Source organism: Pseudomonas rhizoryzae (assembly GCF_005250615.1).
Classification (GTDB): Bacteria; Pseudomonadota; Gammaproteobacteria; order Pseudomonadales; family Pseudomonadaceae; genus Chryseomonas; species Chryseomonas rhizoryzae.
On sequence record NZ_SULM01000001.1, the window covers coordinates 113,580 to 138,176 of the forward strand.

A 24,597-nucleotide genomic window follows, 5' to 3' on the forward strand; every position below is an offset into this window, starting at 1 on the left:
ATAGCTGCACGGCGCGGGTGAGTGAAACCCGCCATGCCCTGATCTACCGCGGGACGCGCCTGGCCGATGGTCAGCCGGTAATCCTCAAACTGTTGGCTGCGGACTATCCCACGCCCCAGGCGCAGGCCGCATTGCGCCAGGAGTTCGAGCTGACCCGTCGCGCCACGCCCAGTGGCGCGGTCAGTGCAGCCCTCGAACTGCTGGAGCACGGCGGCCGGCAGGTGCTGGTGCTCGAAGACATCGGCGGCACCGATCTCGCTGCCTTGCTCGCCAAGGGGCCGCTGGCCCTGGGCGACTTCTTCGATTGGGCGCTGGCCATCGTCCGTGCCCTGGCGCGGTTGCACCGCTTGCGCATCGCCCACAATGATCTCAATCCGCGCAACATCGTCTGCAATACCGCCACGGGTACCTTGCGTCTCACCGACCTGGGGATCGCCACCGTCTTCGGTACCGTCAGCGGCGGCGATACCCGCCTGGAGGGATCGCTCACCTACCTGGCTCCCGAGCAGAGCGGCCGGACCGGCCGCCATCAGGACTACCGCAGCGACTTCTACGCCCTCGGCGTGACCTTTTACGAGATGCTCTGCGGCGAGCCGCCGTTCCGCGCCCAGGATCCGCTCGAGCTGGTGCATGCGCACCTGGCGATGCGTCCGCTGTCCCTCGTCGAGCGCGTGCCGGGAATACCGCCGATGTTGGCGCTGCTGGTGGATAAGCTGATGGCGAAAGCCGCGGAGGAGCGCTACCAGGGCTGCTTCGGCATCCTGCGCGACCTGCAACGCTGCCAGGCCGGTCTGCCGGCTGGTAACCATCCGAACTTCAGCCTGGCCGAGCTCGACCCTCCGGCCCGGTTGGTACCGCCCCGCATGCTGCAGGGGCGTAGCGTCGCCTTGCGCCTGCTTGAAGAGACACTAGCGCGAGCGGCGCTCGAGCGGATCGAGGCCATCTTCGTTAGCGGCAGTTCCGGCATGGGCAAGTCGGCGTTGGTGCAGGCCTTCGTCCGCCGCCTGGGCGACCGCGTGGTCATGGCGCACGGCAAGTTCGAAAGCCTGGGTGGCGGCGTTCCCTATGGCGCGTTGCGCCAGGCGCTCAAGGAGCTGGTCGAGATCGGGCAGACCCTGGGCGCCGGCTTCGCCCAGCGGCTGATCGATGCCCTGGACGGTAATGCGGTCGTGCTCACCGATGTCTCGCCCGAGCTGAGCGCCTGGCTGGGACCGCAGCCGCCGGTGGTCGAGTTGCCGCCGCAGCAGGCCGAGCAGCGCTTTGATAATGCCATGATCACCCTGCTGCTGGCCTTCGCCTCCGGCAAGCGGCCCCTGTTGCTCTGGCTGGACGACCTCCAATGGGCCGATAGCGCCTCGTTGCGTCTGATCGAGCGCCTGCTGTCCCGGGGCGACCAGGGGGCGGTGCTGCTGGTCGCCACCCATCGCGAGGAACAACTGGCGGGTAGCGACCTGGAGCAACTGCGCGCCGCTACGCAGGTGCGGACGCTATCCCTCGGTCCGCTGTCACGGACGGACATCGAGCGGTTGATCGCCGAGGTCCTTCCCGCTCCGGCCGAAGCCCAGGCCGCGCTGGCCGGGTTGTGCCTGGACAAGACCCTGGGCAACCCCTTCTTCATCGAGCAGTTGCTGCGCAGCCTGCAGCAGGAAGGCTTGCTGGAGTTCGATGGCGAGAGTGGCCAGTGGCATTGGGAACTGCCGCGCCTGCAAGCGCTGGACGTCTACGACAATGTCGTCGATTTCATGGTGGGCAAGCTGCAGGAGCTACCGGATTCCACCGCTGAGTTGCTGCAATGGGCCGCCTGCCTGGGAACGAGTTTTTCCAGCGAGCGTCTAGCGCTGCTGATGGCCAAGGCGCCCGCGGATATCCGCCGGCTCTGCCAGGCGCTGGTCCAGGAGGGCCTGCTGATAGAAGCCGAGGCCGAGGCCGAGGCGGCAGCGGAGCAGGCGCCCACCACCTATAGCTTTCCGCATGACCAGGTCCGGCATGCCGCCCATTCGCTGCTGGCACCGGCCGACCGCGAGCGGGTCCATTTGCGCGCTGGGCAGCTGTACCTGGACGAGGGCGATGCCGCGCGGCTGGACGCCGTCACCCACCTCAATCTGGCCAGGGCGCTGATACAGACGCCTGCGGAACGCCTGCAACTGCTGGAGCTCAACCTGGAAGCCGCGCGGAAGGCGCGCCAGGCCAATGCCTATCCGGCCGCGCTGGACTTCCTGCGTACGGCGGTCACGCTGATCGACGAAGCCGCCTGGGGCAGTCGGCACGTCCTGCTGTTCCAGCTGCATCGCGAATGGGCCGAGGTCACGCACCTCTGTGGCGATGCCGGCGAAGCCTTGCGGATTTGCGAACTCTTGCTGCCGCGGGCGCGCACCTCTTTCGAGGAAGCCGGGGTGCGCGCGCTGCAGATCGATCTGTTCAGCGGTCTGGGCCGTTTCGGCGAGGCGTTGTCGGTGGCGGTGGCGGGTATCCAGGTGCTCGGCGAGCCCTGGCCCGAGGCGCCGGCCGACATCCAGCAGGCCATCGGCACCGACAGTGCCGAGGTCGAGGCCTGGCTGGCTCAACATTCGCCGGCCGCGCTGCTCGACCTGCCGCGCATGGAAGATCCCCGCGCGCAGTTGCTGATCCGGCTACTGGGCCTGCTCTGGGGGCCGGCGATCAACGTCGACCTGCCCATGAGCCTGCTGGCGGTCATGCGCATCGTCAAGCTGTCGATCCAGTACGGCAACGGCGATCTCTCGCCCTTTGGCTATGCCAACTACGGCTCGCTGCTGTCGGCCTTCCACGGGCGCTACGCGCTCGGCTACCAGGTCGGGCGGCTGGCCGTGGACCTGGTGGATCGCACCGGCAATCTGCCGCTGAAGTGCAAGGTCTACACCATGTTCGCGGTGACCAACAGCCCCTGGTCGAGTCCGATCGCGGACAACGTCACCCTGCTGCGCGAGGCGCTGGCGGCCGGTCAGCGCAGTGGCGAGATCATCTTCACCGCCTACAGCGCCTTTCACATCCTCAAGCACCTGCAGCACGCCGGGGCGCCGTTGGACGACATCCTCGCCGAAGCGGGCAAGATCGAGGAGATCCTGCGCGGCATCGGTGATCCCAACACCCTCGAAATCTACACCATCCTCTGCCAATCGCTGCGCCTGTTGCAGGGGCTGACGCCAGGGCAGGAGACCTGGGACGAAGAGGGGCAGGACGAAGCGGCGCTGGTGCGGCAGATGCAGGACAGCGGCCATGTCCTCTGCCTGAACTACTATGACTTCAACAAGATGCAGGCGGCGCTGCTGTTCCGCCGGCTACCCCAGGCGCGGCAGCATGCCGAAGCCATGGAGGCCTCCCTGGCGGCGACCTTCGGCTGGTTCAGCATTGCCGAGCACTCCTTCTATCAGGCGCTGATCCTGCTCGCCGAGGGCGAATTGGCGGACGAACGCCTGAGCCAGGTCCAGGCGGCGCGTGAACGTCTGGCGGGCTGGGCTGAACACTGCCCGGAAAACTTCGCCCACAAGCGCGACCTGGTGGATGCCGAACTGGCCCGCTGCCAGGGGCGCCCCAACGCCGCCATGGATCTCTACGAGCAGGCACTGGCTTCCGCGCGCCTGCATGGTTTCCGCCAGGGCGCAGCGCTTGCCGAGGAGCTCTATGGGCGTTTCTGGCTGGAGCAGAATCGCCCGCGCATCGCCCGTACCTATTTGCAGGATGCCCAGCGCAGCTATCTGCACTGGGGCGCGGCGGCCAAGGCCCAGGCCTTGGAAAACGAATTCCCGCACTGGCTGCGCGCACCGGACAGCGGCACGCTCACGGTGCAGCGGACCCAGGGGCACTCCACCGGCGAGATGATGCGCCTGGATTGGCTATCGGTGCTCAAGTCGCTGCAGACCATTTCCAACGAGCTGGCGCTGGATCAGTTGCTGGCGCGGATGATGCGCATCATCCTGGAAGAGGGTGGCGCGCAACAGGGCCTGCTGTTGCTGCCCGAGGGCGGCCGCTGGCTGGTACAGGCCTCGGTGTGCAGTGGTGGCGAGCCGCGGGTCCTGCAGGCACTGCCCGTGGCGCTTGGCGAGCAGGATGCCAGCGAGAGCCAGGTGCCTCTCACCCTGGTCGCCCATGTCATCCGCAACCGCGAGCCGATGATCCTCGATGATGCGGCCCAGGCCGGCGGGTTCGTCCGGGATGCCTACATCCGCGCGCGACGCCCGCGCTCCATCTGCTGCCTGCCGGTGCTGCGGCAGAGTCGCCTGATCGGCATCCTCTATCTGGAAAACAATCTGCTGGCCCAGGCGTTCACCCCGGGCCGGTTGCAGGTGCTCAGCATCCTGGCTACCCAGGCGGCCATCTCCCTGGAACATGCGCAGATCTACGAGACCCTGGAGCACCGTGTCGCCGAGCGCACCCGCGAAGTGGACCAGGCCCGTATCCGTGCCGAGGAAGCCGCGGCGGCCAAGTCGCTGTTCCTGGCCACCATGAGCCACGAGATCCGTACCCCGCTCAATGCGGTGATCGGCCTGAGCCGCCTGACGCTGGGGACCCGCTTGACCGGCGAGCAGCGCGGCCACGTCGGCAAGATTCTCGATTCCGGCGAGACCCTGCTGGGGGTCATCAACGACGTGCTCGACTATTCGCGCAACGAGGCCGGTGGCACTCAGCTCGAACAGCTGGCGTTCAACCTCGGCAAGGTGCTCGAGCGGACCCTGAACCTGTGCGCCCTCAAGGCGCACGAGAAGGGGGTCGAACTGGTGCTGGACTGCGGACCGGACATCCCCCTGGCCCTGGAAGGCGATCCGTTGCGCTTGCAGCAGGTGCTGGTCAATCTGCTGAGCAATGCGGTCAAGTTCACCGAGCATGGGCATGTGCTGATCCGCGTCGGCGCGACCTGCGAAGGGGGCCGTGCCCATTTCAGCCTGGCGGTCGAGGATACCGGCATCGGTCTCACCGAGGCCCAGCAGGCGCAACTCTTCCAGCCCTTCACCCAGGCGGATGGCTCCATCAGCCGGCGCTATGGTGGCACCGGTCTGGGCCTGGCGATCTCCCGCCAGCTCACCGACCTCATGGGCGGCAGCCTGGACGTCCATAGCGAGCCGGGACGGGGTTCCTGCTTCACCCTGAGGTTGACCCTGCCGGTGGTGGGCGCACCAGAGCGGTTGCCCAGCCAGACGCCCCGTCGGGTGCTGTTGGTGGATGACCATGGCCTGGCCCGGCGTATCCTCGGCCAGCGTCTGCGCGAGCTGGGCATGCAGGTGGTGGAGGCGGAATCCAGCGAGCAGGCCCTGGCCCTGGTGGCGAGCGCTACCCAGGCTTTCGAGCTGGCCTGCGTCGATTGGCGGTTGGGGAGCGAGGATGGCCTGGTCCTGGCGCGGAGCCTGCGTGACCGTCAGCCGGAACTGGCTCTCGCCATCCTGGCCTCGCCCTACGAAGCGGAAGAGGTGCGCAGTCTGGGTGAGGACCTGCGCGCTCTGGAACTGCTGGATAAACCCGTCACCAGTCCGGCGCTGCAGCGTCTGCTGGCCGGCCTGGGCCTGGCACCCGCGCTACCGCCTGCCCTGGTGCAGAGCCCGGTCGACCTGCAGGGCATCCGCCTGCTGCTGGTCGACGACAACCCCATCAATCGGCAGGTGGTGATCGGCTTCCTGCAGGGAACCGGCATCCTGATCGAGGTGGCCGAGGATGGCCAGGCCGCGGTCGAGCGGTTGGCCACCGAGCGCTACGATCTGGTGCTGATGGACGTGCACATGCCGCGGTTGGATGGCCTGTCGGCGACGCGCCTGTTGCGCACCCGACCGGCGCTGGCGCGGTTGCCGATCATCGCCATGACCGCCAACGGCCTGCCCGGCGATCGCGAGCGCTGCCTGGACGCCGGCATGAACGATCATCTGGTGAAGCCGCTGGATCCCGCCGACCTGTTCCGCATCATTGCCGCCTGGACCACGCTGGAACAATTGCAGCGCGCCGAGCGCAAGGCAGTCGAAGACCCCGACGAGGCTGGCCTGTTGGGCCTTACGCATACGGCCGGGGTGTTCGAACCGGCGGCGGCGCTCGGTTTGCTGCGCGGCAATACCGAGTTGTACGAGCAACTGGTGCGCGACTTCCGGCGCCAGCATGGGGATCTGCCGAGCCGGATCGCGGCGTGGCGGGCGGCGGACGATACCGCGGCGTTGTTCGAGTGTGCCCACGCCATGCAGTCCACTGCAGCCTATATCGGGGCCGTTGCCCTGCGCGAGGCGGCCCAGCGACTGACCCACAGGATTCGCCTGGCGCAGCCGATCCGCGAGGATGTGAGTACCTTGCAATTCGAAGTCGAACGTTGTCTGGTGATCCTCGACGAGGTATTGGCGAGTGCGCCGCGGCCGGCGCCGGAAACCACGCCGGAAAGACTGGAGACCCAGCTGGAGCAACTGGTCGGCTTGCTGCAAACCTCCGACTTCACCGCCGAGGCGCTGCTGGACCGATTGATGGACGCCGGCGGGAGTATCCCTCACCGCGCCGAGCTGGTGCGGATCAGGGAATGGGTGGACGACGTGGAGTTCGAGCATGCCGCCGATGCCACCCTGGATCTGCTGCGCCGCGTGCGGCAGGCCGGTCAGCGATCGAGCTGAGTGCGGATGGAAGGCCGCCGTATCGAGCTGCCATTGGTGCTGATCGTCGACGATCAGAAGAGCAACCTGCGCGTTCTGGCCGACCTATTGCGCGATGAGGCGCGGGTGATGTTGGCCAGGAGCGGCGTCCAGGCCTTGACCAAGGCGGCGCGCGAGCACCCCGATCTGATCCTGCTGGACGTGGTGATGCCCGGCATCGATGGCCTGCAACTGATTCAGCTGTTCAAGCGGCGCGCCGAGACCAGCGCCATTCCGGTCATCTTCATCACGGCGGCCAACGACCTCAATCGCGAGGTCGAGTGCTTCGAGCTGGGGGCAAGCGACTTCATCCAGAAGCCGTTCAATCCGCGGGCGGTGCTGGCGCGCGTGCGCTTGCACCTGCAACTGGCCCGCCAGCGGCGCCTGCTTGAGGAGCTGGCCCATCTCGACCCGCTGACCTCGGTGGGCAATCGACGGCGGTTCGATGAGCAACTGGCGGCCGAGTGGCAACTGGCGGTCAGCCGCCACCGGCCCATGGCCATCGCCATGCTCGATATCGACTATTTCAAGCAGTACAACGATACCTATGGCCATGCCGCCGGTGACCAGGCGCTGTCTCGCGTCGCTCAGGTGCTGGAGCAGCGTGTGCGTGAGCGCGATTGCCTGGCGCGCTATGGCGGTGAGGAGTTCGTGCTGCTGCTGCCGGGGGCGTCCCGGGAGGCCGCCGAAGCGGTCCTGGAGCGCTGCCGTCAGGGCATCGCCGAGTTGCGTATCGCCCATCCCCTGGCCGACGATCGTCTCTGGCTGACGATGAGCATGGGCCTGGCCTGCTGTTATCCGACCCACGAACAGACGCCGGATTGGCTACTCAAGGCCGCCGATACCTTGCTCTACCAGGCCAAGGCGGAAGGGCGCAATCGTCTGGTCAGCCGCGGCTTCTAAGCATCTTGCCGCGGGTCAAGCATCCTTGGCCCCGCCGACTACCAACTGCACCCGATTGCGCCCCTCGGCCTTGGCCTGGTAAAGCGCCTGGTCGGTGCGTTCGATGAAGGCTGCGTGGTCGTCACCGCTCTGCGGTTGGATGCTGCCGATTCCGATGGAAATGGTGACGATACCCAGCTCGCTGCCAGTGTGGGCGACGTGCAGCCGTTCGACGCCGGCACGACAGGCCTCGGCCACCTTGAGTGCACCCTCGACGTTGGTATCCGGCAGCACCATGGCGAATTCCTCGCCCCCATAGCGCGCCACCAGGTCCGCTGGCCGCTTGAGCTGTTCGGTGAGCACCGCCGCCACCTTCTTCAGGCAGAGATCCCCGCTGAGATGGCCGTAGGTGTCGTTGTAGCGTTTGAAATGGTCGACGTCGCACAGCAGCAGGGCGAGCGGCTGGCGACTGCGCCGGGCGCGGAGCCATTCGCCTTCGTAGGTCTGGTCGAAGTGGCGGCGATTGTTGATGCCGGTGAGGCTGTCGATGGCCACCAGCTTCTGCAGCTGGATGTTGGCCTCGGCCAGCTGTCGCTGGCTCTCGCGCAGGAAGCGGAAGGCCTCGTCACGCTGGGCGCGCAGGACATGGGCCTCGGAGTGGTAACGCACTCGCGCCAGCAGTTCGAGCTTGTCGGGCAGCTTGACCAGATAATCGTTGGCGCCGGTGGCGAAGCTCTGCGCCTTGACCTGGGGATCTTCCTTGGAGGAGAGCACCACGATGGGCACGTCGCGCAGGGCCGGCTCCGCACGGAAGCGGCGGACGGTTTCCAGGCCGTCGATCTCGGGCATGATCAGATCTTGCAGCACCACGGTGGGCTTGAGTTGCATGGCCATGTTCACCGCCTGGTTGGCATCCAGGCAGTAGTGCAGTTCGATATCGGGCTGATCCGCGATCATCCGGCGCAAGGCTTCGATGATGATCAATTGATCGTCCACCAGCAGCAGTCGCACCTTGGGGGCGATCAGACTGTCCGGGGCGCTACCCTCTTGCGTGGCCATTACTGCGAATCCTTGTGCGGGCAGGGTCTGGCGCCCCGCGTCTCAATCTGGCCAATCCGTGCCGCTGCGCCGTCCGACGTTCCTGTCGGCGACCTGTCGTGTGTCGTGCTCAACTGCGTGACCTGTCAGCGAAGCGCCGTTGGAGCCAGGCGCCGATCTGCGCAGGACTCAGCACCCGTTCTGCCGCCCCCATTCTAACCGCAGCTGCGGGCATGCCGTATACGGCACAACTGGCCTCATCCTGGGCCAGGGTAGGGCAACCGCTCTGGCGCAGGGCGAACAGCCCATTCGCGCCATCGCGGCCCATGCCGGTCAGCAGGATGCCGAGGGCGTCGCGGGCGAATTGCGGGTGGCCGGCGAGGCTGGAGAAAAACACATCCACCGACGGCCGATAGGGGTAATCGGCCGGTTCGGCGGTATAGAGGAAACGTCCCCGGCTATCCAGCAGCAGGTGGTCGTCACCCAGGGCGACGCTGACCTGGCCGGGCTGTGGCATGGCGCCCGGCATGGCGGCCTGCACCGGCCAGGCGATCTGGGTACCGAGCCAACCAATGAAGCTGGGAGCGAAGCGCCGATCGATGTGCTGGACCAGGACCACACTGGCTTGGGCGGTCGGGGTCCAGCCTTCGAACAGGCTCACCAGCGCGGCCGGCCCACCGGTGGACGCCCCAATGGCCACCAGTGCGCCCGGCAGGGCTGGCGCCGGGCTAGCCGTCGCTGCCGTCGCGAGCAACGGCGGCTGGGCAGGACGCTCCGGCAGGCGCACCAGGGGTTCGATACGGGCGATCTTGCGCAGCAGGGCGCCGCCGTCGGCCCCGCCGGACAGCGCCGGGGTGGCGGTCACGTCCAGGGCGCCAGCGCCCATGGCGCGGAACACCCCTTCGCAGTCATCGGGGGTGGCGGTCACCATGAGGATGGCGCAGGGCGACTGGGCCATGATCCGCCGGGTCGCCTCGATGCCGTCCAGGCGCGGCATCTGCAGGTCCATGAGGATCAGGTCCGGCCGATCTTCGGCGCACCGGGCGACGGCCTCTTCGCCATCGTGGGCGATCCAGGCAACCGTGTGGCGACCATCGCTGACCAGCAGGCGGCGCAAGGCCTCGGTAGCCAGCAGCAGATCGTTGGCGATGGCGATTCTCATGGCGCTCCGATGAGGTCCTGCACGGCGGTGATGAGGGCGTCGTCGTGAAAGCTGCCCTTGGTCAGATAGTAATCGGCACCGGCCTGCATTCCCTTGAGCCGATCTTCGGGCCGGTCCTTGTAGGAGACGATCATGATCGGCAGGGCATGCAGGCGGGGATCGCGGCGTACCAGCTCCACCAGCTCGATGCCATTCATGCGCGGCATGTCGATGTCCGACAGCAGCATGTCGAACTCCCCGGCGCGTACGGCGTTCCAGCCGTCCATGCCGTCCACCGCGACCTCCACCTGGTAGCCCTGGCCTTCCAGCAGCTTGCGTTCCATTTCGCGGACGGTGAGGGAGTCGTCCACCACCAGGATGCGCTTGATCCGCCGGGTATCGGCGGTCTTGCCGCTCTGCACCTGGCGCAGGCGACCCTCGCCGAGCAGGCGTTCGATGCCGGTCAGCAAGTCGGCGACGTCCAGCAGCAGCACCGCACTGCCATCGTCGAGCAGGGCGCCGGCGGTGATCGAGCGCAGCTTGCCGAAGATCTCGTCCAGCGGCTTGAGCGCCAGTCCCTGCTCGCCGCGCAGCCGGTCGACCACCAGGCCATAGCGGCGCTCGCCGCCACCGATCACCAGCACGGCGAGATCGCCACTGGGCGGGGCGCCCTCGAGTTCGAGGAGCTGGTGAGCGGCGACCAGGCCCAGGCGATCCTCGCCGAGCAGGAAGAACGCCTTGCCTTCGAGGGAGTGGACCTCGCTCGGCGCGAGACGGAGGACCCGCTCGATGCGGTTGACCGGCAGGGCATAGGCTTCACCGGCGATATCGACGACCAGCGCGCGCACGATGGAGCGGCTGACCGGAACCAGCAGGTGGGTGGTGAAACCCGCACCCGGCCGCGTTTCCAGGTGCACCTCGCCATCCAGGGCGCGGATGGCATCGGCCACCACGTCCAGGCCCACGCCACGGCCGGATAGCTCGGTCACCGTCTCCTTGAGGCTGAAACCGGGCAGCAGCAAAAATTCCAGTAACTCGGCGGGGCTGAGTTCGGCAGCGATGGGGGCCGGGCTCAGGCGCCGCGCGATCACCGCGGCGCGTACGCGTTCCAGATCCAGGCCGCGACCGTCGTCGTGCAGGCTGACCTGCAGTCGACCGGCCACGTGCCGGGCCTCGAGGCGGATCTGGCCGCTCTCTGGCTTGCCCAGGGCGCGGCGTTCGGCCGGGTGCTCCAGGCCATGGTCCACGGCGTTGCGCAGCAGGTGGTTGAGCGGGCTTTCCAGGCGCGCCAGCACCTCGCGGTCGATCAGGGTGTCGGCGCCGTCGATGTGCAGGGTGGCGTCCTTGTCCAACCCCCGCGCCAGGTCGCGGACCAGTCGCGGAAAGCCCTGCACGGCATCGCGCAAGGGGCGCATCCGCACCCCGAGCACCTCGTCCAGCAGGCCCTGGCAGACCCCCAGCAGTCGCCGCTCATAGGCTTCCAGCGCCTGCAACTGCTGCTGATAGCGGTCGAGCAGGCCCTCCTGGCGCTGGCGCAGCTCGCTGCTGGCACCCTGGGTCTGGCCGAACAGCGCCTGCAACTCGCTGCGATAGCCCTGAAAGCCCTGTACCAGTCCGTGCAGGCCGAGACCCATCACCCGGGCCTCGCTGGTGAGGGCGAGAATCTGGTTGAAGCGGCCGCTGTCCACCCGCAGGGGATCGCGCCCGCGTTCGTTGTCTGGCGCGGGCTCCTCGGTAACCGGAGGCGCCTCCGGCGCGAGGGGGAGCGGGACGCTGGGCAGTGGCGCGAGCGGCGCGCTCTCGACGGCACTCAGCGCCTGGGCCAGCGCGTGCTGAGCGTCGCGCTGCTCGGCTTGCCAGCGCTGGCTGGCGGCCTCGTCCAGGCGGCTGACTTCGCCGAGGAAGTCGACGCAGCGGAACAACCGGTCGAGATCCTGGGCACTGAGCTGGCGCTGACCCGCCTGGACGGCGACCAGGCAATCCTCCATGGCGTGGGCCAGCTCCACCAGGCCGTCCAGGTCGACGATCCGCGCCGCGCCCTTGATGGAGTGGGCCGCGCGCATCATCGGCTCGATCACCCCGGTGTTGCCGGGATCACGTTCCAGTCGCAGCAGGCCGGCATCCAGTGCCTGCAGATGGCTCTGCACCTCGCTGGCGAAGAGATCATAGAGGGACATCTCGCGCACATCGCGCGGTGGCTGGCTCATCGCAGGGCCTCTTCCAGGGCCCGTTCCAGCCGTGCCAGGTCGATCAGGCCAACCTGATAGGCGCCTTCCCGATAGACGCCACTCAGTTGGCTGAGCAACTCGCCCCCCAGGGTTGCCGGCGGTGGCTGTACTTCGCTCGGGACATAGCGTTGCAGACCCAGGACCTCATCCGCCGCCACCGCCCACTCGCGGCGCCCGCTGCGCAGCAGCAGCAGACGGGGAAAGCCGCGGGTCTGGCTGGCCGGCGCCACTCCGAGCAGGAGGTCCAGGGCGACGCAGGGATAGAGTTGCCCACGCACCGGGACGATGCCACGTAACAAGGGAGAGCGGCGGTGGGGGACGCGGTGGACCGCCGTGGGTTCGGTGGCCGTGACCAGGCAACTGCCCGGTAGCCCCAGCCATTCCGCGCCCAGCCGAAACACCAGGGCGCTGGCCGAGCGGGTCTGGTGGTCGTCCAGCGGCTCGGCATAGCGCTCGGCCCAGTCGGCGCGTTGGGTGGCGTCGAGTTCGCGGATCGGGCTCATGCGTCGTCACCTCCACGCGCCTGGATGCGGGCCGCCCGTTCGCGCAGCCGGCCGGCCTCGTCGAGGCGACCGGCTCTTTCGCAGATCAGCGCCAGCCGACAGAGCGCCGGATAGTGTCCGGGTTCCAGGTAGAGTGCCTGGCGCAGCGCCCGCTCGGCCTCGGCGGCACGCTCATCGGGCAGGATCAGCGCCAGCAGGAAATGTGCACCGGCCTGGCTGCGATCCTGGTCGAGCAGAGTGCGCAGCAGGGCTTCGGCTTCGGCGGCGCGGCCAGCGTCGGCCAGCCGCTGGGCCTGTTCCAGCGGCGCCGCTGATCGCTCGGGTGGCGGCGCTGCCGGGGCCGGTGCTGTCCTTGGCCGCGCGGGCGTGGCCAGCGGCGAGTGGATCACCGAGGGGCGTGCCGGGGCCTTGCGTCTCGTCGGCTTGGCGACCGGCTGGGGTGGCGCGCGGTCCGGCGTGACGGCCTGGCGCTTGATCAGGGCCGAGGCCTGGGCCACGCCCAGGCTGGCGAAGCCATGGCGCATGGCGCTCACCATTTCCGAGCTGCCCACGCAGAGCAGACCGTCGTCGTGGAGCAGGGCGGCCAGATGGCTCAGGGCGCGGCCCTGGGTCTGGTCGTCGAAATAGATCAGTAGGTTGCGGCAGAGCACCACATCGAAGAGCGCGCCATCGCGCAGGCTGCCGAGCTGGAGGATATTGCCCTGGCGAAAGCGGACCTGGGCGCGCACCCGTTCGTGCAGACGATGGCGGTCGCCTTCGGCGGTGAAGTAACGCTCGCGAAAGTCCAGCTCGCGGGCGCGAAAGGAATTGCGGCCATAGAGTCCGCGTCTGGCCCGCTCCAGGGACGGCTCGTTGATGTCCACCGCGGTCACCTGGAACGCCTTGGCCGGCAGGCCCGCATCGAACAGGGCCATGGCCAGGGTATAGGGTTCCTCGCCCGTGGAGCAGGGCAGGCTGAGTAACCTGACGGGGCGGCCGGTGCCTTCGTGGCGCTGCTGGGCGAAGCGCGCCGCATGGGTGATGGCCTGGGGATCGCGAAAGAACCAGGTCTCGGGGATGACCAGCAGGTCCAGCAGGTCGGCGAATTCGGCTTCGTCGTCGAGGATGCGCGCCATATAGAGGTCCGCCTCGCTCTCCTGGCGCTCGCGCAAGCGCTGGCGGATGGCGCGCGCCAGCATGTCGTCGGCAATGGCCAGGCCGGTGCGCGAGCGCACCAGGGGGGCCAGGCGCGGATCGAGCTTCACGCGACCTCCCGGAACAGCAGGTCGGCCAGGGCGGGCGACAGCAGCCGCTGCGGCTCCAGCCAGAGCCAGAGGCCGTCTGGCGTTTCCAGCACCTCACCCAACCAGGGATAGCTGGGCAGCGGGATACCGGCCGGCCGCGGCGCGCTGGCGGCGACCCGGCGCACGCCGACCACGCCTTCCACCACCAGGCCGAGTGGACGGCTGCCGCCGGCCGTACCGGGAAGGGGATAGTCCACCAAGAGGATGCGGGTGTCCTGCTGCGTCCGGGCACCCCGTCCGCCGCTCATGGCGGTGACGTCTACCACCGGGATCGCCACGCCGTGCAGGTTCATCAGGCCCGCCACGCCAGGCGGCGCCGCGGGAAAACGGGTGAGTTCGAGCAAGGGCAACACCTGGCGGATGGCGGTCGTCGGCAGGGCCGCGGGCTCATCGGCCAGGTGGAAGATCAGGATCTGCATCGTCAGCGGGTGACCGAGAAGGTGGCGACGCTGCTCTGCAGGTCCTGGGCCGCCTGTTGCAGATACTGGACCGCCTCGCTGGTGGCCTTGAGCGCCTCGGTGGTCTGCTGGGTGCTATCGTTGAGCTGAGTGATGGTCTCGGCGATCTGGCCGGCGCCCACCGCCTGGGATTGCATGCCCTCCAGCACGATGTCGAAGCGCGCCGGCAGTTTCTGCACGTCTTCGATGACCCCGGCCAACTGGTCGCTGACGCTCTCCACCTCCTGCACGCTGCGGCGGATCTCTTCGGAGAACTTGTCCATGCCCATGACGCTGGCGGAGACCGCGGAATTCATGTCCTTGAGCATCTGTTCGATGTCGTCGGTGGCGGCGGTGGTCTGGTCCGACAGGCGGCGGATCTCGGTGGCGACCACCGAGAAGCCGCGACCCGCTTCGCCGGCCTTTTCCGCTTCTATTGCCGCGTTGAGCGACAGCAGGTTGGTCTGGTCGGCCACCTTGGTGATGGTGGTCAACACCTTGTTGATGTGGCTGGACTTCTCCGACAGCGCGGCCAGCTTGGCATTGATGGAGTCGGTCGCCGCCACCATGCGCTGCATGGTGGCGTCCATGCTCGCCAGGTTGCTGCGTGCCTGCACCGCGCCGTGGGTGGTCTCGTCCGCCACCTGTACGGCTTCTTCCATGGTCTTGAGCAGGGCGTTGGCATTGGCGGCGATTTCCCGCGTGGTGCTCAACACTTCCACGCTGGTCTGCGCCTGTTCGATGCTGGTGGCTTCCTGCTGGCGGGAGGAGGCGGCGATCTCGGTGGTGGAGGAGGTCACTTGGATACCGGCGCGCTGGACCTTGGTGAGCATCCCGCGCAGGTCGTCGATCATCTTGCCCAGGCCCCGCGCCAATTGGCCGATGGCGTCATCGCCACTGACCGCCGTGCGCCCGGTGAGATCGCCGGCCGCGGCCTTGTTGACCACCCCGAGCAAATCGTCGACATCATCGCGCAGGCGCTGCATCAGCGCCTGCTCGCGGGCATGGTCGTCCTGGATCTGTTGGGCCATCTCGTTGAAGGCCACGCCCACCTGACCCAGTTCGTCACGACCCCGGACCTGGACACGGGCGCCGCTCTCGCCCGCGGAAATGCGGGCGACGGTATCGGTGAGGCCACGAATCGAGCGCAGCAGGTTGTGGGAGAGCAGCCAGGCGATGAGGGCGGCGAGCAGCACGCAGAAGGTGCCGCCGGCTATCAGGGTCCAGGTTAGCTGCTGGCGGACGATGTCGGTATGCCCAGCCCGTTGCGCGGCCAACTGGCGCTCTTCGTCGCCAATCGCCCGGATCTGCTGGCGCAGTGCCTCGACCTGACTGGACATGGTGTTCATCAGGGGTTCATTGGCCAGTTGCTCAGGAGTCAGCTTGGCCGTCTCGCGCAGCTTGAGCAGGGGCTCGAAGGTGTTCTGGCGCCAGTCCGCAAGACCGGCTACGAGGCGGGCGAAGCGCTGCTGCTGGCTGGCATTGTCCGCGGTCAGCTGTTGCGGGATCTTGAGTGTCGCTTCCAGGTCCGGCCACGCCTGGCGCGCCGCCTCGTCATTGGCCGCCGTGTTGAATAGCCAGTAATTGCGCAACTTGGCGCGGGTTTCGAGGACGTTGTTGTCCAGCTCGCTGACGGCCAGCAGCACCTCGGCGGTATGTCTGTCCCAATGGTTGGCGTCGACCAGGCTTTGCAGGGCGGCATAGGTCTGCCAGAGCAGCAGCACGACCAGGGCGAGGATGGCGGCGAAGCCGGCGAAAAGTTTGTTCTGGATGCGGACGTTATCGAGCATGGGCACCGGCACGAGCGGACGAGGGCGGAACGAGTGAGCCCCAAGGGCCACTCAGGCTGTCCGATAAAAGTAGCACGGTCATGCATTTATGGGAGTTGCAAGGCACTGGCGGCTTGCGCAAGGCGGTGAGTGGTGCGGGGGACGATCAGGGGGGCAGCCTGCCAACGGTACCTGGTGCCGGGAGGCTGCCTGGGGGAGTCAGTCCGCTTCAGGTCGGTGCGGCTTCGTTCGCCGCCTCGGTTCTACGCGTACCGTGGCTGTTCTGGCCACCCTTGCGACCCGCTTCGGAAGCCCGGGCGGGGTTGTTGGCGAAATTTCCGCCGCTCGCGCGACCACCCTTGCGCCCGGCTTCGGCGGCACGCTCCCGGTTGTTGGCGAAGTTGCCTGGATTGCTGCTTTTGTTAGCCATCAAACTTCTCCCACTTTCGACTATTAAGGTTTGAACGCGCTGTGCCCCCAAAGGCTAAGCGATTCAAAATTAAGAGTCGCCCTGAATAAAGTGAGTTCTCGATGAGCGATGGAGGGGTGTTTAATTGGACGGCATTAAACTTAAATACAAGTTCGTGGGGATGGGAGTTGCGAATTAGAGCGTTCAGGGAAAATATTGTACAGGAGCTGTAAAAGAATTCGTCCAATAGTTATCAGATAAGGGTGCTGGAAAAGTCGTCGGTTTGGAAATTTTTTGAAATATTTCGTCGCGGGGCGCGTCGATTCTGGGCTTTTCGATCTATCGAATCAGACGTCATCTGCAGGATACCGTTCTCCGAAAACAGCGAATTAATTGGATGAACAGTCCTGTCTCGTGAGCAATATCAGCTCAGATAATGAGGATTCAGCACTATCGAGTCGTCCGTGAGGGCGTTTCCAGAGCCCTTCCCGTCTATTGGGTTTTCAGTATCAGAAAAGGGTCGGAAAAAGCCCGAATAGCTGTTCCGATAAAGTTTAAGGCGCTAGTCATGATGTGCAAAGTCCACCTTGGGTCGATGGGCGCTGAAGATTCTTTTGGACCGCTATCGGTGGCAGTTCGATACCTCGACAACGCGCCCGGACCGACGGTGACCAGGGCGATAGCCTTACCTCAATTTCTCTAATGTGAGAGAAAATATCATTTTTGGGAGAAGACCATGCTAGAGAGTGAATTAGCACTAAGGCTCAAGGCCCTGCGTCTGGAGCAGGGCTGGTCGCTGGAACAGCTGGCGACCCGCAGTGGCGTGAGCCGGGCGACGCTTTCCCGGTTGGAAAACGCCGAGGTCAGTCCAACCACCGTGGTACTGGGTCAGCTCTGCGCGGCCTACGGACTGACCTTGACGCGCCTGCTGCACAGCGTGGAAAGCGGCTTTCCCGCCCACCTCGGGCGCGCTAGCCAGCAGGTATGGCGCGATCCCGACCAGGCATTCTCGCGCCGCTCCGTGTCGCCGCCGTCCCGCGCGCTGACCGGGGAGGTGATCGAGAGCGAACTGGGTCCCGGCGTCGACATCCGCTACGAGAGCTCGCCACGGCCGGGGCTCGAACATCATCTGGTGTTGCTCGAGGGCGAACTCGAACTGTGGGTCGAGGACCAGTCGTACCGGCTGGTGGCGGGTGATTGCCTGCGTTATCGACTCTGGGGCCGCAGTCGTTTCCTGAGCGGGAGCGCGGGTGCGCGCTACCTCCTGTTTCTCATCTGAAGGATCTGCCCCATGTCTTCTTCGCTGCTCATCGAACGACTCGAGGCGCCAGGCTGCACCGCGCACCTCGACGATCTGCAAGGCCTGCTCAGTGCCTGCGTGGCCCAGGGCGCCAGCATCGGTTTCATCCTGCCGTTGGCGGAGGCCGCCAGCCGCGGCTTCTGGACGGATACCGTGATCCCGGCAGTAGCCAGGGGCGCCCGGCTGCTGTTTGCCGCCAAGCACCAGGGGCGGGTGGTGGGCAGCGTGCAACTGTTGCTCGATACCCCGGCCAATCAGCCGCACCGGGGCATAGCACGCGCCTTGATGCTCGCGCTGGAGGACGCCGCCCGGGCGCAGGGGCGCGAACTCCTGACCCTCGATAACCGCAGCGACGATCACGCCGAACCGCTCTATCTGTCCCTGGGCTACACGGCGGCCGGCAGGATTCCCGGCTATGCCCTGGACGCCTTGCAGCCGGCGCGGCGCGACAGCACCACCCTGATGTACAAGACGTTGCCCGCACAGCCCGCTAAGCTTGGCGCCTTTCATCTCTAGGTTCTGTACGAAAAATGCCTACGCTCGGTGATGCTTCGTTGAAAAAGGCATTCGGAATGCTCATTTACCGCTCGTAAACTCCGCTTCCTCAGCCTTTTTCGCCTCGCCTGACCTTCGCTCGGCGATTTTTCGTACAGAACCTAGGAAAGCCGCTAGTCATGCCCCCTCGCTCCGCTACCGAACTCTGGCAACTCCTGCGCGCCCAGGCCGAGGCGGGGCGCCGTGAGGCGCCGGCCCTGGCCGATGGACTGGCGCGGGCGCTGCTGCAGCCCGAGGATCTGGCCAGTGCGCTGGCTCGGCGCTGCGCCGATGCGCTGGCGGAGGATCCACGGCAGGCCGAGCAACTCGCCCAGCGCTTCGTGGAGCTGCATGCCGAGCGGCCGGAGCTGCTGGCGGCCGCCTGTGCCGACCTGGAAGCGGTGCTGGCGCGGGACCCGGCCTACGCCAGCCTGCTGGAGATCTTCCTGTTCTCCAAGGGCTTCCTGACCGTGCAGGCGCATCGCCTCGGCCATGCCCTCTGGACCTGCGGCGAACGCCTGCTGGCGCTGCATCTGCAGGCACGTTGCAACCGGCTGCTGGCCATCGACATCCATCCGGCCGCGCGACTGGGCCGCGGCATCATGCTCGACCACGGTACCGGCATCGTCATCGGCGAGACCGCGGTAGTGGAGGACGACGTATCCATCCTGCAGCAGGTGACCCTCGGCGGTACCGGCAAGGAGCAGGGCGACCGCCATCCCAAGGTGCGCAAGGGCGTGATGATCGGCGCCGGCGCGAAGATCCTCGGCAATCTGGAAATCGGCGAAGGCGCGAAGATCGGCGCGGGTAGCGTGGTATTGCACCCGGTGGCGCCGCACACCACGGTGGTCGGCATCCCGGCGCGCCCGGTGGGCCGGCCGCGGGATGCTCATCCGGCCGAAAGCATGGATCAGTCCTTCGACGACTGAGCGAGAAAGACTTCGGCCTTGGGATATCGCTCGCTGTTCAGGGCGCTGGGCACCAAGCCTTCGCTCTGCGCCAGGCTGCGCACCAGCTCACGATTGAAGGCGCTGTTGCCGGCGTCCGCCAGGTAGTCGGGCAGCGCCAGCCAACGGGCGTCCTCGATTTCCTCGGGATCTTGAATGGCGATGTCCGCACTCAGCGGATCGAGCCGGCAGACCAGATAGAGGTTGGACTTGCCGAAGCGATAGGGGTGGGTGGTCACCATCCCGACGATGGCGCGAAAGGCGCTGTGGATGCCGGTTTCCTCCCAGACCTCGCGAATCACCGCGGGCGCCAGGTCCTCACCCAGTTCGACATGGCCACCCGGCAGCTTGTAGCCCTGGCTGCCGCGCTCGCGGATCGCCAACAGCTCGCCCCGCTCGTTGAGCACCAGGCCGCCCACGCCCAGGCTGTGGGTAGGGACGAAGGGCGCGAAGGCGCTGGGCGTGCCACGCCAGACCAGGGTCAGCTCCTGTTCGAGACAGTTGTGGAAGACGAAGCCCGCCGCGGTGGCGACGCCTACCAGCTCGCCGAGGGCCAGCGGCAGGGTCAGCCAGATCAGGTTGCGACCCTCGCGGCGGGCCTGGTCGAGCAGCTCCGCCAGCAGCGGAGCGAAGGCCTCGCGGCTGGACGGTAGCGAGGCGGCGTCGATGATCAGGCCATTGAAGGCGTCTTGGCGATACTGCACGGCGACTACTCCGCGGGGCGTGGCTGGGTAGGCGCGGATGGTACCCTAACGGCTTCGCTGGGCAGCAACAGGCTGGCCCGCGGGTTGGCGATCTCGATGCCGCGCTCGCGGAAGCGTTCGAGGATGCGTCTATTGAGTTCGCGCTGCACGCCCCAACGACCTTTGTCGATGCACCTCATCTGGCCGGCGAGGGTGACCATGGCGCCGTCGACGGCATCCACGCCCCAGATCTCCAGGTCGGCGAGGATCAGGTCCTTGAAGGCGTCGTCGGCGCGCAGCCCGGCGCCGATGTCCTTGAGCTCGGCGATCACGCGGTCGATGTCTTCCCCGTAGCCCACGCTGATGCGCATGGCGGCGTTGCCGAGGCCACGGTTGATGTTGTTGACCGCCGACACCGAGCTGAAGGGCACGATGTGCAGGGAGCCGTCACCGGCGCGCAGTCGTACGGTGCGGATCGACAGGTATTCCACGGTTCCGGAGACCCCGGCCACCGTGACCCAGTCACCGACCTGCATGGCATTCTCCAGCAGCAGGAAGATGCCGGTGATGAAGTCCTGTACCAGCTTTTGCGAGCCGAAGCCCAGGGCGACGCCGATGATGCTGGCGCTGGCCAGCAGCGGAGTGGTGTTGACCCCCAGTTCGCTCAAGGCGGTGAGGCCGACGATGAGGGCGACGAGGATGAACAGACCGGTGCGCAACATTGGCAGCAGGGTGCGCAGGCGCGCTGCGCGCACGGTATCGCCGCGTTCGCTCCAGCGATTCAGGCGCCGATTCACCACCACGTTGGCGCCTTCCCAGATGGCCACGGCGATGATCGCGGCGATGAGGATGGTGAGGAAGGCGGACAGCAGACTGCGCCCGATGCTGCCGTCCTCGAACCAGTCCAGGGCGTTCCAGCCCCAGGACTGGAACAGTGCCAGCACGGTGACCAGGGTGACGATCACGCCCACCAGCCAACGTACCAGCGGATAGTAGCGCTGCAGGTGCATGCCGGGTGTGGTGCCGTCTTCCCGCGGCTCCGGATGGAACAGTCGGCCCAGCAGCCCGAGCAGGAATACCGCGGTCAAGCGGCCGAGGATGACGATACCGGTCGTGGCGGCGATGAAGCTCATCAGCCGCGGCAGGCCGTTTTCGACGTCCAGTGCCCAGATGGTCCAACCGCCCATGACGAACACCGCGGCGAACACCGCCCAGACCTGGCCGAGCCAGGCACGCAATCCGGCCAGCAGGCCGCTGCCGTCCTGGCGACCGGCGATGAGCGCCGCGACGGGCCGCCGCACCTGGAAGATCAGGCCGACCACCAAGAGGTGCGCCAGCAGCGACACCAGCTTGACGATGGCCTCGCGCCCAGCCTCGGTGGCGCCGAGGATGTCCGCTGCCTGGGCCAGGGCCAGGCCGAAGGTGAGCAGGGCGACGAAGGCGTGCAGCCAGCGTAGCAGGGTGCAGGCGAGGGCCGCCTTGACCTTGAGCAGGCGGATGCCGTGGGCGGCGGGATCGATCAGCAGGCGGACCACGATCAGGGCGAGACGGGTGGTGAGGTAGGCGCCGAGGAAGCCGCCGACCAGCTCGCGTTGCGCGGCATCCGACGCCACCAGGTAATGGATCAGCAAGGCCGCACTGGCCCAGAAGGCCAGCAGCGGCAGCAGTTCCAGGCATAGCAGGCCCAGGGCATAGGGCAGGTGGCGCAGGGTGGTCCAGTGCTCTTCGGCGCTGGGCCGAGCGCGGTCGCTGCGCGTGGATTCGGACGTGGCTGGCTTGGGTTCGGCTTCGCTGGGTGGCGGCGCGGCGCTGTCGGCGGGGGCGATGGGCACCGCCTCGAGCTGGTCGATCCCATCGCGCTGGGTCTGGACCAGCGCGACCGCAGGTTCCGCCGGGCGGGTGGCGGCGGCATCCTCGTCGACCGGCGCGGGAGGTGCCGGGGGTTGCTGCGCGGCATCGCGCTGCGCCTGGCGTCGCGCGCGGCTGTCAGCGTGATCGGCGTGCAGCTGCAAGGCTCGCCGTGGGCGAGCGAGCAGGCGTCTTACCAGCCATTCGCAAAGCAGGCCGACGGTGAACAGCACCGCCAGGGTCAACACGGCCTGCAGCAGGGCTCGCCGGCCGGCTTCGGAGGTGAAGCTGGCGCGCGACCAGTCCGGCAGGTCCCGTACCGCGCGTTGCACCTGGACCAGCTCCTTGCCAAGGTTGTCGCCCCAGCGGCCGACGCGATTGAGCGTCTGGGCGATCAGGCCGTTGGCTTCCAGCGGCACCAGGGTCTTCTCCTCGGTCGCCGCCGGAGCGCTGGTCGCCTTGGCTGGCGTGGTCGCGGTGGCCGTAGCGGGCGCCGCACCCTGGGTGGTCGAGGTCTGATTGGCGATGGCCTCCAGCGTCAGGATCAATTCCTGGCGCCGCTGCGGGTCTTGCAGCAGCGCCGCCACCTGACGCGCCTGTTGCGGATCGAGGTGGGTCGAGGAGGCGGGCGCCTCGGCGGCCTGGAGGGGGAGGGTGAAGCACAGTAGCAGGAGGGAGAGCAGCAGAGTCGGCATGGGAGGTTCTGTCATGACGAGGAATCCGGCACTTAGGACCCAGGATCGACGCCAACGCTCCCTTTAGACGGCAACGCTCTGCCGCTGCAGGCGCCGCCAATCGCCTGGGGTCTGCTCGGTCCAACGCTTGAAGGCGCGCTGGAAGGCGGCGGGCGAGGCGAAGCCCAGCAGATAGGCGATCTCGCCGAAACTGGCCTCGGTGTCGCGAATGTAGGCCAGCGCCAGGTCCCGGCGGGTCAGATTGAGCAGGGCGCGATACTGGGTACCTTCCTCCGCCAGTTTACGCCTCAGCGTCCAAGAGGGTAGCCGTAGACGGGTAGCGATCTGTTCCAGGGTCGGCTCGCCATGGCGCAGCAGGGGGCCCATGACCTCGACCACCCGCTCGGTGAGCCCGCGCGTGCGGGTCAGGCGGCCGTGTTCGGCCTCGCTCAGCGCCAGCAACTGGCGCCAGGTGGCGGGGCAATGGTCGGTACCGGGCAGGGCGAGGGTGGCGGTGTCGAGCAGCAGGGCGTTTTCCGCCGCGCCGAATTCCACCGCGCAGCCGAAGGCGGCTTCATAGGGGGCGGGATTCGCCGGAGCGGCGTATTCGATCAGCACGCGGCGGGGTTGCAGCGCCTGGCCGGCCACCGCGCCCAGCACGGCCAGCCAGGCGCCAAGCACCGCGTCGACCACGAATCTGTTGTAGTCGTTGTAGGGGCTGATGCTATAGAAGTGCAGCCAGGCGTCGCGTCCCTGGGCGGCCCAGCGCGACTGGCCGCGGTAATTGCGGCCATAGAGCGGCTCCAGGTGCAGCAGCGTCTCGGCCGCATGGCGGACATCCGGTGCCTGGGCCACGGTCACCCCGGCGAGACCGAGGAAGGCCGGGCGCATCGCCCGGCCCATGGCCAAGCCGAGGGCGGGATCGCCGGTCAGCTCCAGGGCGGCATGGCCGAGCCGCATGAAGTGCGGGATGGACAGCCGCCCGCCGGGTTCGGCCAGCCGCGCGGCGGTCAGGCCGAAGCGGGTCAGCAGGCCGTCGGCGTCGCCACCCCGGCTGCTCACCGCCGCCGCCAGGGCCAGCACGAAGCCGGTGGACAGGTCGCCCAGGCGCAGCGCCGGCCGCTTCATAGCCGCAGATTGATCAGCTTGGCCCCTGTCCGGGCGGGATTGGTGGCGGCGGTCGCATCCGGGGTGAAGGCTTGGCTGGCACCCTTGGCCTGCCATTCCCACAGGCGACCGTGCAACTGGACCTCCAGCGCCGCGCGGATGCCGGCTGCGCGCAGGCGCTGGGCGTCGAAGGGGGCCGGGGCGGGCGTGGCACCGGCCGCCAGTGCCGGGATGGCCAGCAGCTCCACCTGGGGATCGTCCAGCACACCGGGCCGGCCGGTATCGCTGCCCTGGATCACGCCCAGGCGGCCGAGCGGGGTGTCCAGGCGCAACAGCGGCGAGGTCAGATCCTTGCCTTGCGCCTGGCCCGCCAGCGGCCGGACCAGCAACTTGCCGAGCGGTCGCCCATCGGGGCCGAATACCAGGGTGACGTTGCGCAGTGGCCCGCCGCCCACCTCGAGTTGCCCATCCACCAGGGTCGCCCCCGGCAGCACGATGGAGCCGGCCACCAGTGTGACGCCGTAGCGCCGCGCCAGGCCGGCGAAGAGTTGCTGATAGGTACTGGCCATGTCCCAGGCCTTCATGCGCAGCAGGCTTTCGGCGAGGCGCGGCTGGCCTTCGGCCTGGAACCAGGCGCGGGCGAAGCGCAGCGGATTGCCCAGGACCAGCCACTGAAGGGCGTCGTCGGTCTGGGTAGCGGCATAGACCTCGGGCTTTTCACCCATCAGCACCAGCGGCGTGCCCACATGCTCGGGCAGCACCACCACCGTCCGCGGGCCGATCAGCCCGAGGCGCCGGGCATTGTCCAGGTAGGCGTCGAGCTTGAGCCGCAGCCGCTCGGGATTGCCGTAGTCCAGGGCGAACAGCTCGGGCTCGATCCCCAGCAGATTGCCGGTGGTGGCGGCGGCCGGTGTGGTGGTGAGATCCACCGCCAGGCTGCTGCGCAGATCCGACAGGTAATGAAAGGCTGGCCGCTGGGCCACCCAGCCCGCCAGTACGGCGAACAGGGCGATCAGCACCAGGAACACGAGCTTGCGCATCCAGACTCCAAAGCGGGCCCGGACGCTCTGGCCGGGCGGGATAAAGGTACCCAGGGTAGGAGACCAGGACGCCACTGCCAAGCATCGGCTGTGCATTTGGGTAAAGAGGTTGTCATTTCTGGTGATTGAGACCGGGGCGTGCGGCTCTTATCGTGGCGGCAGGCCT

16 protein-coding genes and 1 pseudogene are annotated in these 24,597 nt (G+C 67.4%); 5 read left to right on the forward strand and 12 right to left on the reverse strand.

Annotation, left to right across the window (positions count from 1 at the left end; translation table 11 throughout):
• Positions 1–17 precede the first annotated feature (17 nt).
• Positions 18–6,590, forward strand: a complete 6,573-nt coding sequence (locus tag FAZ11_RS00560) for a response regulator (protein ID WP_240043593.1) — start codon at positions 18–20, stop codon at positions 6,588–6,590.
• A gap of 6 nt (positions 6,591–6,596) precedes the next feature.
• Positions 6,597–7,511, forward strand: a complete 915-nt coding sequence (locus FAZ11_RS00565) for a diguanylate cyclase domain-containing protein (protein WP_058776978.1) — start codon at positions 6,597–6,599, stop codon at positions 7,509–7,511.
• A gap of 15 nt (positions 7,512–7,526) precedes the next feature.
• Here FAZ11_RS00565 and FAZ11_RS00570 read toward each other — a convergent pair whose 3' ends face one another.
• The 8 genes and pseudogenes from FAZ11_RS00570 to FAZ11_RS00605 form a co-directional block, all read right to left on the reverse strand.
• Entirely contained in the window at positions 7,527–8,549 is a 1,023-nt protein-coding gene (locus FAZ11_RS00570) for a diguanylate cyclase (RefSeq protein ID WP_058767544.1), read from the reverse strand.
• Between the two features lie 109 nt (positions 8,550–8,658).
• Entirely contained in the window at positions 8,659–9,690 is a 1,032-nt protein-coding gene (gene cheB, locus FAZ11_RS00575; protein WP_058767543.1) for a chemotaxis-specific protein-glutamate methyltransferase CheB, read from the reverse strand.
• Positions 9,687–11,876, reverse strand: a complete 2,190-nt coding sequence (locus tag FAZ11_RS00580) for a hybrid sensor histidine kinase/response regulator (RefSeq protein WP_137279325.1) — start codon at positions 11,874–11,876, stop codon at positions 9,687–9,689. Before FAZ11_RS00580 ends, cheB begins: the two co-directional genes overlap by 4 nt.
• On the reverse strand, positions 11,873–12,400 hold the full coding sequence (locus FAZ11_RS00585; RefSeq protein WP_058789294.1) for a chemotaxis protein CheW: 528 nt from the start codon (positions 12,398–12,400) through the stop codon (positions 11,873–11,875). Before FAZ11_RS00585 ends, FAZ11_RS00580 begins: the two co-directional genes overlap by 4 nt.
• Complete coding sequence (locus FAZ11_RS00590) at positions 12,397–13,644, reverse strand: CheR family methyltransferase (RefSeq protein WP_137279326.1); 1,248 nt, start codon at positions 13,642–13,644, stop codon at positions 12,397–12,399. Before FAZ11_RS00590 ends, FAZ11_RS00585 begins: the two co-directional genes overlap by 4 nt.
• Positions 13,641–14,102 (reverse strand): chemotaxis protein CheW, encoded by a 462-nt coding sequence (locus FAZ11_RS00595; RefSeq protein ID WP_058778472.1) that lies wholly within the window; start codon positions 14,100–14,102, stop codon positions 13,641–13,643. The genes FAZ11_RS00590 and FAZ11_RS00595 overlap by 4 nt, the downstream gene beginning before the upstream one ends.
• A 2-nt stretch (positions 14,103–14,104) precedes the next feature.
• Positions 14,105–15,910: a methyl-accepting chemotaxis protein gene (locus tag FAZ11_RS00600; protein WP_058788520.1), complete on the reverse strand. Its 1,806-nt coding sequence runs from the start codon at positions 15,908–15,910 to the stop codon at positions 14,105–14,107.
• A gap of 208 nt (positions 15,911–16,118) precedes the next feature.
• A pseudogene (locus FAZ11_RS00605) lies at positions 16,119–16,295 on the reverse strand (con-10 family general stress protein); the annotation flags it as partial.
• Positions 16,296–17,034: 739 nt separating this feature from the next.
• Here FAZ11_RS00605 and FAZ11_RS00610 point away from each other — a divergent pair.
• The 3 genes from FAZ11_RS00610 (at position 17,035) to cysE (ending at position 19,061) form a co-directional block, all read left to right on the forward strand.
• Positions 17,035–17,577, forward strand: a complete 543-nt coding sequence (locus tag FAZ11_RS00610; protein ID WP_058785577.1) for a helix-turn-helix domain-containing protein — start codon at positions 17,035–17,037, stop codon at positions 17,575–17,577.
• A gap of 12 nt (positions 17,578–17,589) precedes the next feature.
• Entirely contained in the window at positions 17,590–18,114 is a 525-nt protein-coding gene (locus FAZ11_RS00615; RefSeq protein ID WP_137279327.1) for a GNAT family N-acetyltransferase, read from the forward strand.
• Between the two features lie 158 nt (positions 18,115–18,272).
• The gene (cysE, locus tag FAZ11_RS00620) at positions 18,273–19,061 is read left to right on the forward strand and encodes a serine O-acetyltransferase (RefSeq protein ID WP_137279328.1); all 789 of its coding nucleotides are present in this window, start codon (positions 18,273–18,275) and stop codon (positions 19,059–19,061) included.
• On the opposite strand, the gene FAZ11_RS00625 is transcribed toward cysE, so the two are convergent.
• The 4 genes from FAZ11_RS00625 to FAZ11_RS00640 are packed head-to-tail and all read right to left on the reverse strand — an operon-like array spanning position 19,043 to position 24,431.
• A complete protein-coding gene (locus FAZ11_RS00625; protein ID WP_074528080.1) occupies positions 19,043–19,783 on the reverse strand; it encodes an NUDIX domain-containing protein in 741 nt (246 codons plus the stop codon). The two genes, cysE and FAZ11_RS00625, sit on opposite strands and share 19 nt — an antisense overlap.
• A 5-nt stretch (positions 19,784–19,788) precedes the next feature.
• Entirely contained in the window at positions 19,789–22,320 is a 2,532-nt protein-coding gene (locus FAZ11_RS00630; RefSeq protein ID WP_240043594.1) for a mechanosensitive ion channel family protein, read from the reverse strand.
• A 48-nt stretch (positions 22,321–22,368) separates the two neighbouring features.
• Positions 22,369–23,412, reverse strand: coding sequence for an AraC family transcriptional regulator (locus FAZ11_RS00635; RefSeq protein WP_058764135.1), 1,044 nt, complete (start codon positions 23,410–23,412; stop codon positions 22,369–22,371).
• On the reverse strand, positions 23,409–24,431 hold the full coding sequence (locus FAZ11_RS00640; RefSeq protein ID WP_137279329.1) for a carbon-nitrogen hydrolase family protein: 1,023 nt from the start codon (positions 24,429–24,431) through the stop codon (positions 23,409–23,411). The genes FAZ11_RS00635 and FAZ11_RS00640 overlap by 4 nt, the downstream gene beginning before the upstream one ends.
• Positions 24,432–24,597 lie beyond the last annotated feature (166 nt).

Coding starts and splice junctions, on each gene's coding strand:
- FAZ11_RS00565 (WP_058776978.1), top strand. CDS start 6,597: ATGGAAGGCCGCCGTATCGAGCTGCCATTGGTGCTGATCGTCGACGAT.
- FAZ11_RS00570 (WP_058767544.1), bottom strand. CDS start 8,549: ATGGCCACGCAAGAGGGTAGCGCCCCGGACAGTCTGATCGCCCCCAAG.
- cheB (WP_058767543.1), bottom strand. CDS start 9,690: ATGAGAATCGCCATCGCCAACGATCTGCTGCTGGCTACCGAGGCCTTG.
- FAZ11_RS00580 (WP_137279325.1), bottom strand. CDS start 11,876: ATGAGCCAGCCACCGCGCGATGTGCGCGAGATGTCCCTCTATGATCTC.
- FAZ11_RS00585 (WP_058789294.1), bottom strand. CDS start 12,400: ATGAGCCCGATCCGCGAACTCGACGCCACCCAACGCGCCGACTGGGCC.
- FAZ11_RS00595 (WP_058778472.1), bottom strand. CDS start 14,102: ATGCAGATCCTGATCTTCCACCTGGCCGATGAGCCCGCGGCCCTGCCG.
- FAZ11_RS00600 (WP_058788520.1), bottom strand. CDS start 15,910: ATGCTCGATAACGTCCGCATCCAGAACAAACTTTTCGCCGGCTTCGCC.
- FAZ11_RS00610 (WP_058785577.1), top strand. CDS start 17,035: ATGCTAGAGAGTGAATTAGCACTAAGGCTCAAGGCCCTGCGTCTGGAG.
- FAZ11_RS00615 (WP_137279327.1), top strand. CDS start 17,590: ATGTCTTCTTCGCTGCTCATCGAACGACTCGAGGCGCCAGGCTGCACC.
- cysE (WP_137279328.1), top strand. CDS start 18,273: ATGCCCCCTCGCTCCGCTACCGAACTCTGGCAACTCCTGCGCGCCCAG.
- FAZ11_RS00630 (WP_240043594.1), bottom strand. CDS start 22,320: ATGACAGAACCTCCCATGCCGACTCTGCTGCTCTCCCTCCTGCTACTG.
- FAZ11_RS00635 (WP_058764135.1), bottom strand. CDS start 23,412: ATGAAGCGGCCGGCGCTGCGCCTGGGCGACCTGTCCACCGGCTTCGTG.
- FAZ11_RS00640 (WP_137279329.1), bottom strand. CDS start 24,431: ATGCGCAAGCTCGTGTTCCTGGTGCTGATCGCCCTGTTCGCCGTACTG.